Raw genomic sequence first — 12707 nt, forward strand, 5'->3', positions numbered from 1 at the left:
TCACCGCTGGCTGGCGATATCGGAGGCCTGTACCGCGGGTGCGGCATTGCCCCAGCTGTTGCGGATATAGGTCAGCACGTCGGCCGCCTGCTGGTCGGAAAGCCGCCAGCCGAGCGACGGCATGGACGGCGTGGTCCTTGCTTCCGGCGTGTGCACGCCCTGGCTGCCCTCCAGGACCAGGCGCACCAGTGTTTCGGCGCTCGGCTGCTGCACGATCGCGCTTCCCGCAAGCGCCGGGAAAAGCTGCCGCGCACCTTTTCCCTCGCCGCCGTGGCAGGCCGAACAGGTGTCGTGGTAGATCGCGGCACCCGCCTTCATGTGCGGATCGCCGGCCGCGACCGGCTGCGGCTTCCCGGCGGCACCGCCCTCGGTGCCCTTGAGATAGACCGCGATCGCCTTCAGGTCCCCGTCGGTCATCAGCGAGGTCGAGGCCTGGATCGCCTCGGCCATCGGCCCCGACGCGATCGTATGGGCGTTCGCGCCGGTCCTGAGGTACTGGACGATCTCCTCCTCGCTCCAGCCGCCGATCCCGACATGGGCATTGCCGGTGATGTTCGGCGCATACCAGCCCTGCAGCGAGGCGCCCTGCAGGGCCTGATCGGTCTTGTCGGCGCCGAGGACGGTCTTCGGCGAATGGCAGGTGCCGCAATGGCCGGGTCCCTGCACGATATAGGCCCCGCGGTTCCACTCGGGCGATTTCGAGGGATCGGGCTGGAATCCTCCCTCCTCGAAATTGATCATGTTCCAGCCGAGCAGCGAGAGCCGGATATTGAAAGGAAAGGGAAGCTGGTTGGATTCGACCGGATTGAAGACCGGCTCCACCGTCCTCAGGTAGGACCAGAGATTGCCGATATCCTGATCGGTCATCTTGGTATAGGCCGGATAGGGCATGGCGGGGTAGAGCCGCTTGCCGTCATGGCCGATGCCGGTCTTCATCGCCCGGAAGAAATCCTGCTCCGACCAGTTGCCGATGCCGGTCGCCTTGTCCGGCGTGATGTTCGGCGGGATGAGCTGGCCGAAGGGCGTTTCGAGCGGGAGGCCGCCGGACAGCGGCTTTGCCCCCGGCGCGGTGTGGCAGGCGGCACAATCCGCCAGGATCGCCTGGTAATGGCCGCGGATGATCTCGTCCGCCTGGTCGGGAGCCTGCGGAAAGGCAAGGCCCGCCGAAAGCGCCGTCGCGGCGAAGCTTATGGAAAAGACGATCTTCTTCATGCCGACACCAGAGGCTGACCCGGGTTGCGGAGATACTGCTGGCGGATGGCGTCCGCCGCGAAGTAGGCCAGCGCGCCCACCGTGCCGGTCGGGTTCTTGCCGGCATTGTGCGCGAAGGCGGAAGCGCCGACGACGAAGACGTTGGGCACGTCCCAGCTCTGCAGGTACTTGTTGACGGCGCTGGTCTTCGGATCGGCTCCCATGATCGCGCCGCCGGTATTGTGCGTGCTCTGGTAGGGAACGGAATCCCAGCCCGGCTTGCGGGGCGACATGTTGTACTGGCGCCCGCCGAAGGCCTTGGCGATCTCCTCCATCTTGCCCGTCACCCAGCCCGACATGCGGATGTCGTTGTCCGGGAAATCGAAGGTGATCCGGAGCAGCGGCCGCCCGAACCGGTCCGTGTAGGTGGGATCGAGGTCGAGATAATTGCCGCGGGTCGGATAGCTCGATCCCTGCGACGAGAAGCCGAGCGTGGCCTTGTAGGCCTTCACGGTGGCCTGCTTCCAGGCCGAACCCCAGCGCGGCGTACCCGGCGGCGTCGGACGCGTCTGGATCGGACGGCCGTTGGTCGGGATGCAGTTGATGCCCGCGCCGCCCACGAAATCCAGCGGCCCGTGGTCGAAGGCGTCGCCGTTGTAGTCGTCGCAGGTCTGGCCGAGCGCGCCCGCGGCGATGAACGGGTTGAAGTTCTTGTCGTCGAAGAAGACCTGCGCACCGGAATTGGTCTGGTAGCAGTAATTCCGCCCGACGGTTCCCTCGCCCGTGCCGGGATCGTAGATCCGGCCGATGCCCGAGAGCATCATCAGTCGGACATTGTGCAGGCCGTAGGCACACAGCAGCACCATGTCCGCCGGCTGGAAGAATTCCTGGCCCGACGTATCGACATAGGTAACGCCGCGGGCGTGCTTCTTCGAAACGTCGAGATCGACATGCAGCACTTCCGAGTCGGTCCTGACCTCGAAATTCTTCTTCTTCATCAGCACCGGCAGGATGGTCGTCTGGGCGCTCGACTTGGAGTAGTTGGCGCAGCCGAAGCGCTCGCAGAAACCGCACATCGTGCACTGGCCCATGGCGATGCCGAGCGGGTTGATATAGTCCTGCGAAAGGTTCGCCGAGGGCGTCGGGAACGGGTGCAGGCCGAGCGATTTCGTCACCTCGGCAAACAGCGTCGGCGCATAGGTCATCTGCATCGGCGGCAGGGGATAGTCGCGGGCGCGCGGGTCCTCGAACGGATTGCCGCCCTCCTGGATCTGGCCCTTGATGTTGCCCGCCTTGCCGGAAATGCCGGCGAGATACTCGTAGCGGTCGTAGGCGCTCTCCATCTCTCCGGCGGTGACGCCCCAGTTCTGGAGCTGGAGGTCGGCGATGCGCGCCGCGCCGTAACGCTGGGTCAGGTTGTCGACGATGCGGAAATCGCTGTCCCAGAAGCGCCAGGTATGGCCGTTCCAGTGGACGCCGGCGCCGCCCACCCCGTTGCCGGGCAGGAAGGAGCCGTAGTCGCGGATCGGCAGCGCCGTCTGCGACGTGTTGTTGCGCATCGTCATCGCTTCCACGACCGGCTGCAGGAAAAGGTCCTTGCGGATCGCGTAGCGAAGCTCGTCCTGGGCATAACCGATGTTGAAATCGGTGGCGGTGTCGCGCCAGGGGCCGCGTTCGATCGCGACGACGTCGAGCCCATCTTCCGTCAGTTCATGGGCGAGAATGGCGCCCGTCCAGCCAAGGCCGACGATGACGACGTCCTTGCGAGGCAGAATTGTTGTCATGATATCCTCGTCCCTACCTGGTCATCCATTCCGTCGAGCCCGCGATCGAAACCGGAGGCAGGGGATAGGGTTGATTGTGCTTCGTCACGTGGTCGCGATAGTCGTATCGCGCGCCGGGGAAACCCAGCATCTTCCACGAGGCCATGTCCTTGTTGCCGCCATAGATCGGATCGGCGAAGAAGCCCTCCATCACATTGGCGAGCATCAGGTTGAAGAAGGACCTGGCGTCGACCTTGTCAGCCAGCGTGATCTTGCCGGCCTCGAGGTCCTTGAGCACCGCGTCCTGATCGTCGGGGCCGAGTTCCGCGAAGCGCTTGCCGCCCTTGTTCTCGCGGGTCCAGGCGTTCAATGCGGCAAGCCCCTTGCGGTAGCGCTGGGCCGGCGTGTCCGGCGCCTGGTAACCCTGGGTCGGCAGGCCGGGCATGAATGGTCCCTTGGTGTAGAGCCGGCTCGAGGCGCCGTAGGAGCCCATGAGCTGCCGGTCGAGATAGACCACGCATCCCGCCTCCTTGCCGCCGATCGACAGGCCGTCGGCCGGAATCAGCCGGTCGGCCACCGCCTCCATCGTCTGCACTTCCTCGGGGGTGAAGAACAGCCATCCCCCCGGCTTCACCTGGACCGGCGGATCGGCGGAACGCGCCTCCCAGGGCAGACTGCCGGAAATGCTGCGCGCGAGCACGGGTGCGGCAGAACCCGCCAGAACGGTGAATGCGACGGAAGAAAGGAATTGGCGCCGCGTCGGGCGCTTGAGACAGTGGGTTTCCATAGGAAGACCTCCCCGGAGAAGAAAAGGCCGGTGACGCGTCGAACGACGTGCGCCGAGGGTGATCGAACCGAACGGTTCACCGGTTGAACTAGGGCACACCTCATCACGGGGCAACCCCTTGACGATTGTAAATTCTTTCGGTCTTTCGATGCCGTGTCGAACGCGCCACAGCCGACCCGTCGGGGCAGTCCCCATCGGGCGTCATATACCTGTTACAAAAAGAAAAGATCACTCGGCTGGTCGGATGCGCGGGGTTGACGCATGTCGCGGAGCCGGAGCACGCTGGCCCCAGACCGCATTCGACAGGCGCGCGCCGGCACCGGCGGGCGCCGGATGGAAAGCCCAGGAGACAGCACCGTGAGATCCTCCCCGATGACCGAAACCGACAGCATGACCGAAACCCATCGGGGCACTCCGGGCGAGGTGTTTCTCGCTTTCCTGAAGCTCGGCCTGACCTCCTTCGGCGGGCCGATCGCCCATCTCGGCTATTTCCGGGATGAACTGGTGCTGCGCCGGAAATGGATCGACGAGGCGGGTTATGCCGATCTGGTGGCGCTCTGCCAGTTCCTGCCGGGGCCGGCGTCGAGCCAGGTCGGCTTCGCCCTCGGTCTCCTGCGCGGCGGCCCATGGGGCGCGCTGGCGGCCTGGGCGGCATTCACGCTTCCCTCCGCGCTGCTTCTCGTTCTCTTCGCCTCCGCAAGCTCCCTGTTCGAAGGCGCGCTCGGTTCCGGCGCGCTGCACGGACTGAAGATCGTCGCGGTGGCGGTTGTCGCGCAGGCCGTCTGGGGCATGGCAAGGAGCCTGACCCCGGATCGAGAGCGCGCGTCGATCGCACTCGCCGCCGTGCTGGTCGTCGTCTTCGCCGCCGGCGCGATCGGGCAGATCGCCGCCATCCTGCTCGGCACCGTCGCCGGCATTCTTCTTTGCAGAAACGGACCCGCCTCCACGGAGGGCCGGCTGTCGTTCCGTGTCCCGCGGGGAGTGGGGATCGCCTGCCTCCTGCTTTTTTTCTCGCTTCTCGCACTGCTGCCGCTTGCCGCCGCGGCAACGGCGTCCCAGGGCGTCTCGCTGGTCGATGCCTTCTACCGGGCAGGCTCCCTCGTGTTCGGCGGCGGCCATGTCGTGCTGCCCCTGCTGCAGGCGGCGGTGGTCCAGCCCGGCTGGGTGACGGACGACGCCTTCCTGGCGGGATATGGCGCCGCCCAGGCCGTGCCCGGCCCGCTCTTCACCTTCGCGGCCTATCTCGGGGCGGTGATGGGGCCGGCGCCGAACGGCCTGGCGGGCGCCGCCATCTGTCTCGTCGCGATCTTCGTACCGGGTTTCCTGCTCCTTCTCGGCGCGTTGCCCTTCTGGGACGAATTCCGCAGACGCCCGCTGGCGCAGGCCGCCATGCGGGGGGCCAATGCCGCCGTCGTCGGCATCCTCGGCACGGCGCTCTACGATCCCGTCTGGACGAGCGCCATTCTGCAGCCCCACGATTTCGCGCTTGCCCTGACGGGCTTCATTCTCCTGGTCGTCTGGAAGATTTCCCCGTGGATCGTCGTCCTCCTGACGACCGCGGGCGCGATGGGCCTCAGCCTCCTCTAGGGGTCGCCGCCGGGCCTCGTTCACGCGATTTTTCCAGGCTTGCGCACCAGCCCTCCTTGAAACGAGATAGTTGGCATGCTAAGTAATCGGCAGAAACTTAGCACACTAATATTATGCCCGCGATGAAACCCGATCCCGTCAGCTCCGAATTCCTGGAATCGCTCACCAAGGTGAGCCGCAAGATCCGCACCGCCTTCAATCAGCAGGTCACGGCCCATGGCCTCACCTATCCGCGCGCCCGCACGCTGCTCCGGCTCACCCGGAAGCAGAAGGTGACCCAGAGCGAGCTCGCCTGCGAGCTGGAGCTGGAACAGGCGACCATGGTGCGCCTGCTCGACCGGATGGAGGAGAACGGCCTCATCGAAAGGCACCCGGACGCCAACGACCGCCGCGTCAAGCTGATCGTGCTCACCCCTTACGGCGAAGAGCAGGCAGCGCTGGTGAAATCGATCGGCGAGGACCTGCGCACGCAGATCTTCGCCAATATCGATCCGGAAGAACTGCGGACCAGCATCGATCTTTTCGAACGCATCTCGGCCAATGTGGCGGAAATGGACGATATCCATGTCCCCGCGTGAAGCCGCAGCCAGACAGCAAGACGAAGACCGGGAACGGCCGGAATTCCGCGAAGATGCGGAACGGGCCGAACCGGTCCAGGCTGCCGTGGAGGGACCGGAAGCGGTGGCCCCTGCCCCGCCCCAGCCGGCGCCGCCGCCGGCTTTCGTGCCGAAATCGCCGCTGATGACGTTAGCCTACATCGGCGCCGGCGTGCTGATCGCGCTCACCCAGGGCCTCGGGCAGAGCTTCATCTCGACCAACCTGCAGCAGATCGCCGGCCCGATGGATCTCACGCAGGTCGAAGCCACCTGGCTGATGGCGGCCTATTTCTTCCCCAACGCCAGCCTGACGCTGCTGCTCTTCAAGGTGCGCGCCCAATACGGCCTGAGAAACTTCGCCGAGGTGGCGATCGTCGCCTATGTCCTGGTCTGCCTCGCGCATTTCTGGGTGAACAGCTACGAAAGCGCGCTGGTCCTGCGCTTCTTCGCGGGCGTCGCCGCCGCACCCATGACGTCGCTCGGCTTCCTCTACATCCTCGAACCCGTGCCGCCGGCGAAAAAGCTGAACATCGGCCTGTGCATCGCGCTGACGGCGCTGGCCGTTCCAACGCCCGTCACCGGCCTCATCTCCCCGCCGTTGATGGATCTCGGCGGCTACCACGCGCTCTACCTCGTCGAAATGGGACTGGCGATGGTCTCGCTCGGCCTCGTCTATCTCCTGCCGCTCGTCTCGCCGCCGCGCGCCAGGGTGATCAGCAGCCTCGATGTGGTGAGCTACATCTTCCTGGCGATCGCGCTCGGCAGTTTTGCCGTCGTGCTCACCGTCGGCCGGCTCTACTGGTGGATGGCGACCGACTGGCTCGCCCTGCTGATCATTGCCGGCATCGTCGCCTCGGCCGTCTTCGCCATGATCGAGCTCAACCGGAAGAACCATCTCGTCGACATCCGCTGGCTCACCTCCCGCGAAATCCTGCATTTCACCGGCGCGCTGATGGTCTTCCGGATCGCGCTTTCGGAACAGTCGAGCGGCGCGGTCAATTTCCTGCGCAACGCCGGCATGCTGAACGAGCAGATGGCCGGGCTCTACTGGGTGATGGCGATCGGCGCGGTTCTGTCCGGCATCGTCTGCGCGGCGGTGATGAAGCCGGGCCGGGCATCGGCGATCCACGCCTCCGCCCTGATCCTGCTCGCCCTCGGCAGCTACATGGACAGCCAGTCGACCATCCTCACCCGGCCGGAGCAGATGTATGCGAGCCAGATGCTGGTGAGCTTCGCAAGCGGCCTCTACCTGCCGCCGGCGCTCGCGGTCGGCATGAGCGCCGCCCTGAAACGCGGCCCGAACTACATTCTCTCCTTCCTCGTGGTCTTCCTCGCCACGCAGAAGATCGGCGGCTATCTCGGCAGCGCGCTCTACGGCACTTTCGTGCAGTGGCGGGAGCAGTTCCATTCGTTCCGGCTCGTCTCGCAGCTCGCCTCCACCGACCCGCTGGTCGCCGCCCGTCTGAATCAGCTCGGCAGCGCCTATGGCAAGGTGCTGACCGATCCGAGCCAGCAGACCCTCCAGGGGGCCTCGCTCTTCGCCAGGCAGGTGCAGCAGCAGGCCTATGCGCTCGCCTACAACGACTCCTTCCTGCTGACGTCGTACCTGTCGCTGGCCGCGCTCGCCTGTCTGGCGATCCATGTCGCCTGGCGCAATCGCGAACGCTTCCTTTCCCATTCGAACCCGATGCCCGCAGCCGCCTGACGTGCATCCAGGACAACAAGACAATATTGCCATGACCAAGCTCTTTCGCTCCATCGCCACCTATGTGGCCCTCATCGTCGGCGCCGCCGGCGTTCTCGTCGTGCTCTACGCCTGGAACCTGCCGCCCTTTCACGGCTCGGTCGAAATGACCAACGACGCCTATGTGCGCGGCCAGGTGACGACCCTTGGCCCGCAGCTTGCCGGTTACCTCGTCGAGGTGCCGGTGCAGGACTACCAGAGGGTCAGGAAAGGAGACCTGATCGCAAGGATCGACGACCGCATCTATGCGCAGAAGCTGGAGCAGGCGAAGGCGGCGCTCGCGACCGCAGAAGCTTCGCTTGCCAATTCCGAGCAGAGCCGCAAGTCGGCGGAGGCCAAGATCGCCTCCGCCGGGGCGGCGCTCGAAAGCGCCAAGGCCGCGTTCGAAGCCGCCCGCACCGCCCATGAGCGCACCCAGAACCTGCTTGAAAAGAACATCGCCAGCGTGAGCGAGGCGGAGAAGAACCGCGCCGCCTTCAACCAGGCGCAGGCCGCCGTGCATCAGGCGGAAGCCGCGGAACTGGTCGCCGAGCAGGACCTCAACACGATCGTCGTCGGCCGCCGTTCCCTCGAAGCCAGCGTGGAAAGCGCCAAGGCGGCCGTGAAGCTCACCGAGATCGACCTCGCCAATACCCGGATCACCGCGCCGCAGGACGGCACGCTCGGCGAGGTCACCGGCAGGACGGGGCAATATGTCTCGGCCGGAACCCAGATCGGCTCGATCGTGCCGGATCGCGTCTGGGTCGTCGCCAACTTCAAGGAAACCCAGCTTGCCGGCATGCAGCCGGGCCAGGCGGTCACCTTCACGGTGGATGCCCTCGGGCATCAGAGATTCACGGGCCGGATCGAGCGCTTCGCGCCGGCCACGGGTTCGGAATTCTCGGTCATCAAGGCCGACAACGCCACGGGCAACTTCACCAAGGTGGCGCAACGCATTCCGGTCCGGATCGCCATCGAGCCGCAGCAGCCGCTCACCGACAGGCTCGTCCCTGGCATGTCGGTGGTCGCAAGCGTGGACCTCGCGCAGGGCGGCGCGGCTCTTGCCCAGGCGGCGGAACTCCACTGATCGTCCCCACCTTGCGATCAGGGTTCCGCGATCCGACGGAAGGACGCCCCGTGCCACCGTTCAGTTGACGGCGCGGGGCGTTCGTTTATTCCGGCGACGATCGATGTTATATTGCGGCCCTGGCGGGTCGTCAGGCCCGAGTGCTCGGGAGGGCTTCCATGGCGTCGAGCTTCAATGTCCACAGTGCAGACGGTTATGAGCAACTCATGGGGCGCTGGAGCAGGAAGCTCGCACCCCTTCTGATCGATTTCGCCGGCCTTTCGGACGGCGAGCGGGTCCTCGATGTCGGATGCGGCACGGGCAGCCTGACATTCGCCCTTCCGCAGGCCGCCGATCTCGCAGAGATCGCGGCCATCGACTATTCGCCGGTCTTCGTCGCCGAAGCCATCAGGCGCAATACCGACCCGCGGATCAAGGTCCAGCAAGCGGATGCCTGCGCCCTTCCCTATCCCGACCGGTCCTTCGACCGGGCGCTGTCGCTCCTGGTTCTGCATTTTGTGCCGGAAGCCGGAAAGGCGATCGCCGAGATGCGCCGCGTCGTGCGGCCGGGCGGCGTGGTCGCGGCCGCGGTCTGGGACCATCTCGGCGGCATGCCCGGCATGCGGATGACGTGGGATACCGTCGCCGTGCTCGACCAGAACGCGCGTCCGATCCGCGACAAATACTGTTTCCAGCCGATGATGCAGCCGGACGAGATGAAGAACAGCTTCATCGAGCACGGGCTCGCGGATGTGGAGCAGGCCTCCCTGCTCATCCGCATGGACTACCGGTCCTTTGACGATTACTGGGCGCCGATAGCCGCCGGCGAAGGGCCGCTCGGCAAATATGTGGCGGGGCTCGATCCCGTCCTGCGGATCAAGGTGGATGCCGCCGTCAGGGATGCCTACGAAGCCGGAAAACCGGACGGCCCCCGTTCCTTCGCGTCCGTGGCCTGGGCCTGCCGGGGTGTCGTCCCCCGGTAGATCTTTGCCGCATCGGCCAAGGGCCGGCGGCCAACCGTTTCCGGGTCCTGGCCGAAAAGCCGCCATCGTTCGCCGGGCGGTGGATCAGTGCGCCGGGCGGGTGCCGCCGCCCTTCCTTTCTGCATCGTGGGTGTGGTGGCTGTCGCGTTCGCCGCCGCCACCGGAGACCCGGCTCCTGGAACGCAGGTCGCTGCCGGCCGGCGGCTTGTCGACCTTCAACGGCGCCCTGGCGTTTTCATGCGAGGCGCCGGGGCCGCCCTGGCGAATGCTCGCCGGCGTCTTTTGCGATGTCGACATGCGAGTTCTCCCTATCGGTCCTGCTGGTAGCCCTGATGGGTCGTATTGATTTTCGTGTTGCCCTGCTGTCCCTGCTTGCCGGGGTCGTTCGCGGCCTGCATCGCGCCGCGTTTGGCATCCGGAGAATGGTTCTGCTCCCCGGTCCCCTTGTGGCTCAGGTTGCCGGAGGGTGTCGGAGGAAGTCTGCTGCTCATCTCGGGCCTCCCTTTCTTTCCAGGTTTCCCGAAATCCTAACCCGCGGGGATTCCCGATGTTCCCGAAAAGGCCTGCCTTCCCCTCTACGAAGCAAAAGAGGCAGGCGGTGAGATGCCGCCTGCCTCCTCAATCCGTCAAAGTGGGAGCGTCCCGGCCTAGGCCGCCATTCCCCTTCTCTGCACGCCGCGCGGCGACATCCGTCTTGCCGCATCGCCCGCCTGCCCGATCTCGAAGCGCGCCAGCAGTTCCGACAGCCGCCCGCTTTCCTGCGCGAGGCTCGCACCCGAGGCATTCATCTCCTCGACCATGGCGGCGTTCTGCTGCGTCACCTGATCCATGTGGTTGACGGATGTGTTGATCTCCGACAGGCCCGACGCCTGTTCATGCGCCGCAACCGCGATGGCATCCATATGCTCGTTGATCGTCACCACCAGACGGGCGATCTCCTTCAGGCCGCTGCCGGTGTCATTGACCAGGACGACGCCCTGATTGACCGCCTCTTCGGAATTGCCGATGAGCTTCTTGATCTCCTTGGCGGCATTGGCCGAACGCTGGGCGAGTTCGCGAACCTCCTGCGCCACGACCGCAAATCCCTTGCCCGCCTCGCCCGCACGGGCCGCCTCGACGCCGGCGTTCAGGGCCAGAAGATTGGTCTGGAAGGCGATCTCGTCGATGACGCCGATGATCTGGCCGATCTGGTTGGACGCCGTCTCGATCCTGCCCATGGCCTCGACCGCATTGGACACGACCTCGCTGGACGTCTCGGCCCTGGTGCTCGCGTGGCGAACCATTTCGCGCGCCTCGTTGGCGCGTTCCGCCGTCTGGCGCACGTTGGTCGTGACTTCCTCCAGCGCGGCGGCCGTCTCCTCCAGCGATGCGGCCTGCTGCTCGGTCCGCTTGGCGAGCTGGTCCGAGGCGGTCGAGATTTCGCCGCTGCCGCTGCGGACGCTGAGAGCCGCCATGTTCACGCTTTCCAGGGCGGAACGGAGCTGGTGGACAGACCTGTTGAAGTCATGGCGAAGGGATTCGAACTGCTCGGCGAAAACCTCGTCGATCTCGCAGAGCAGATCGCCGGACGCCAGACGGCGCAGGCCGCCGGCGAGGCCGGACGTCGCCTGTTCAAGCCGCTCTTCCGCCTCGGCTTCCGCCCTTCTCTGGATTTCGATCCGTTCGGCCTCGGCCGCCTGCCGGGACCGCGCCGCATCGGCTTCGAGCTCGCGGTTCTGGACGGCCGCCTCGCGGAACACCTCGACGGCGCGCGCCATGTCGCCGATTTCATCCCGGCGTCCGGCCCCCGAAACGGTGACCGAAAGGTCTCCCCCGGCAAGCATCCGCATGACACCCGTCAGGTGCCCGATCGGATTGGCGATCCGGAAGATGATCGTGAATATCGCGGCCAGCGAGAGCGCGACGGTGACGAGCGTCGCTATGCCGTAGATCACGATGGACTGCGTCGCCGAAGACAGGTTCCGGGCCGTCAGCTCGGTCATCTCGCTCAGAGATGCGGATGCGATGCCAGCGATGGACGCTTGTGCCGGGCCGGCGGGTTTGCGCCAGTCGTCGACGGCCATGTCGAAGGCGCGGCCCGCCTGGAATTCCTTGATGGCGGCGGTACGCTGCTCCGCATAGGGGCCGGCGAAATAGGTCGACTGGGCCGTCCTGTACAGGCTCCTGATCCGCTCCGGCGTTCCCTCGCCCTTGACGATCTGCGTGATGATATCCCACGAAAGCGCCACCCTCGCATCCTGAACGGCGATCTCGGCCAGCTTGCCGGCGGGCAACGGCTGCTTCGAAATCAGCGCGCCGACGAGCGTGGAATTGGCGGTCCCGAGCTGCGTGCGCGCGGTCCATGCCAGCGAACGCAGCTGGGTGAATGCGATCATCGCGGGGTTGCGGGCATTGATGGCCGCTTCGACCTGATTGGCGGCCTTCTCGATGTCGAGCAGCATCTGGTCGGCAAGCCCGAGCACCGTCTTGCCGAGGGCGGGGTCGCGATCCCTGACCGGTTGCGTGAGCGCCGCGTCGATCCTGGAGCGGTAGCTCAGCCACTGATTGTAGTTTTCGAACATGGGGGCGAGCGCCGCCCGCAGGGTTGCGGGCTCGATATCGTCCGCAACGGCCTTCGCGGCCGAAAAAGCGGCATCGAGGCTCTTTCGGCCGTCATCGATATTGTTGCTGCTGGAGACGACCTCGGCCGGCTCCAGCTTGATCGCGGAGGAAATCCCGCCTCGTTCCCCCCGCATTCCGAGAAGCGCATCGAACAGGGAAGCGTCGAGCCGGGCAAGTTCGGCAAGCCGGGCGGAATTCTGCTGCAGCCGGGCTTCCTGCAAAAGCAGCTTCCCCATCAGCCCCATCACCGCGACGCTCAAGATCGCAAAGGCAAATATCAAGATATTCTTGATGGAAAATCTCATCCTGTTATCCCCCAAAATAATCGCCGTCCGAAATTCCCGGTCGCAGGCAAGCATCTGGCGACGCCACCACGGCCGGGCACACAATTTCAGGAGAATTACTGGCAG

11 protein-coding genes are annotated in these 12707 nt (G+C 65.6%); 5 read left to right on the forward strand and 6 right to left on the reverse strand.

Annotation, left to right across the window (positions count from 1 at the left end; translation table 11 throughout):
* Genes ACFFP0_RS06840 through ACFFP0_RS06850 form a run of 3 tightly spaced genes read right to left on the reverse strand, consistent with a single transcriptional unit; the run spans position 1 to position 3741 of the window.
* Positions 1 to 1212 carry a cytochrome c gene (locus tag ACFFP0_RS06840; RefSeq protein WP_377257985.1) on the reverse strand — a complete coding sequence of 404 codons (1212 nt, stop codon included), beginning with the start codon at positions 1210 to 1212 and terminating at the stop codon, positions 1 to 3.
* Positions 1209 to 2975 (reverse strand): GMC family oxidoreductase, encoded by a 1767-nt coding sequence (locus ACFFP0_RS06845; protein ID WP_377257987.1) that lies wholly within the window; start codon positions 2973 to 2975, stop codon positions 1209 to 1211. The genes ACFFP0_RS06840 and ACFFP0_RS06845 overlap by 4 nt, the downstream gene beginning before the upstream one ends.
* A gap of 13 nt (positions 2976 to 2988) precedes the next feature.
* On the reverse strand, positions 2989 to 3741 hold the full coding sequence (locus ACFFP0_RS06850; RefSeq protein ID WP_377257990.1) for a gluconate 2-dehydrogenase subunit 3 family protein: 753 nt from the start codon (positions 3739 to 3741) through the stop codon (positions 2989 to 2991).
* A 390-nt stretch (positions 3742 to 4131) separates the two neighbouring features.
* Between ACFFP0_RS06850 and chrA the strand changes: the two genes are divergently transcribed.
* The 5 genes from chrA to ACFFP0_RS06875 all read left to right on the forward strand — a co-directional run bounded on the left by chrA (position 4132) and on the right by ACFFP0_RS06875 (position 9696).
* On the forward strand, positions 4132 to 5328 hold the full coding sequence (gene chrA / locus ACFFP0_RS06855) for a chromate efflux transporter (RefSeq protein ID WP_377258748.1): 1197 nt from the start codon (positions 4132 to 4134) through the stop codon (positions 5326 to 5328).
* 113 nt (positions 5329 to 5441) lie between these two features.
* Positions 5442 to 5906: a MarR family winged helix-turn-helix transcriptional regulator gene (locus ACFFP0_RS06860; protein WP_377257993.1), complete on the forward strand. Its 465-nt coding sequence runs from the start codon at positions 5442 to 5444 to the stop codon at positions 5904 to 5906.
* On the forward strand, positions 5893 to 7629 hold the full coding sequence (locus ACFFP0_RS06865) for an efflux MFS transporter permease (protein ID WP_377257996.1): 1737 nt from the start codon (positions 5893 to 5895) through the stop codon (positions 7627 to 7629). Before ACFFP0_RS06860 ends, ACFFP0_RS06865 begins: the two co-directional genes overlap by 14 nt.
* Positions 7630 to 7660: 31 nt before the next feature.
* Complete coding sequence (locus ACFFP0_RS06870; protein WP_377257999.1) at positions 7661 to 8734, forward strand: HlyD family secretion protein; 1074 nt, start codon at positions 7661 to 7663, stop codon at positions 8732 to 8734.
* Positions 8735 to 8892: 158 nt separating this feature from the next.
* Positions 8893 to 9696, forward strand: a complete 804-nt coding sequence (locus ACFFP0_RS06875) for a class I SAM-dependent methyltransferase (RefSeq protein WP_377258002.1) — start codon at positions 8893 to 8895, stop codon at positions 9694 to 9696.
* A gap of 84 nt (positions 9697 to 9780) precedes the next feature.
* Here ACFFP0_RS06875 and ACFFP0_RS06880 read toward each other — a convergent pair whose 3' ends face one another.
* The 3 genes from ACFFP0_RS06880 to ACFFP0_RS06890 form a co-directional block, all read right to left on the reverse strand.
* Complete coding sequence (locus tag ACFFP0_RS06880) at positions 9781 to 9993, reverse strand: hypothetical protein (protein WP_377258005.1); 213 nt, start codon at positions 9991 to 9993, stop codon at positions 9781 to 9783.
* 11 nt (positions 9994 to 10004) lie between these two features.
* Entirely contained in the window at positions 10005 to 10187 is a 183-nt protein-coding gene (locus tag ACFFP0_RS06885) for a hypothetical protein (protein WP_377258008.1), read from the reverse strand.
* Between the two features lie 156 nt (positions 10188 to 10343).
* Positions 10344 to 12602, reverse strand: a complete 2259-nt coding sequence (locus ACFFP0_RS06890) for a methyl-accepting chemotaxis protein (protein ID WP_377258011.1) — start codon at positions 12600 to 12602, stop codon at positions 10344 to 10346.
* Between the last annotated feature and the right edge of the window lie 105 nt (positions 12603 to 12707).

This window comes from Neorhizobium puerariae (genome assembly GCF_042429745.1).
Taxonomy (GTDB): domain Bacteria; phylum Pseudomonadota; class Alphaproteobacteria; order Rhizobiales; family Rhizobiaceae; genus Neorhizobium; species Neorhizobium puerariae.

Bases quoted from the DNA above. Each gene is read 5' to 3' on its own strand.
- ACFFP0_RS06840 (WP_377257985.1), bottom strand. From the start codon at position 1,212: ATGAAGAAGATCGTCTTTTCCATAAGCTTCGCCGCGACGGCGCTTTCG.
- ACFFP0_RS06845 (WP_377257987.1), bottom strand. From the start codon at position 2,975: ATGACAACAATTCTGCCTCGCAAGGACGTCGTCATCGTCGGCCTTGGC.
- ACFFP0_RS06865 (WP_377257996.1), top strand. From the start codon at position 5,893: ATGTCCCCGCGTGAAGCCGCAGCCAGACAGCAAGACGAAGACCGGGAA.
- ACFFP0_RS06870 (WP_377257999.1), top strand. From the start codon at position 7,661: ATGACCAAGCTCTTTCGCTCCATCGCCACCTATGTGGCCCTCATCGTC.
- ACFFP0_RS06885 (WP_377258008.1), bottom strand. From the start codon at position 10,187: ATGAGCAGCAGACTTCCTCCGACACCCTCCGGCAACCTGAGCCACAAG.
- ACFFP0_RS06860 (WP_377257993.1), top strand. From the start codon at position 5,442: ATGCCCGCGATGAAACCCGATCCCGTCAGCTCCGAATTCCTGGAATCG.
- chrA (WP_377258748.1), top strand. From the start codon at position 4,132: ATGACCGAAACCCATCGGGGCACTCCGGGCGAGGTGTTTCTCGCTTTC.
- ACFFP0_RS06850 (WP_377257990.1), bottom strand. From the start codon at position 3,741: ATGGAAACCCACTGTCTCAAGCGCCCGACGCGGCGCCAATTCCTTTCT.
- ACFFP0_RS06875 (WP_377258002.1), top strand. From the start codon at position 8,893: ATGGCGTCGAGCTTCAATGTCCACAGTGCAGACGGTTATGAGCAACTC.
- ACFFP0_RS06880 (WP_377258005.1), bottom strand. From the start codon at position 9,993: ATGTCGACATCGCAAAAGACGCCGGCGAGCATTCGCCAGGGCGGCCCC.
- ACFFP0_RS06890 (WP_377258011.1), bottom strand. From the start codon at position 12,602: ATGAGATTTTCCATCAAGAATATCTTGATATTTGCCTTTGCGATCTTG.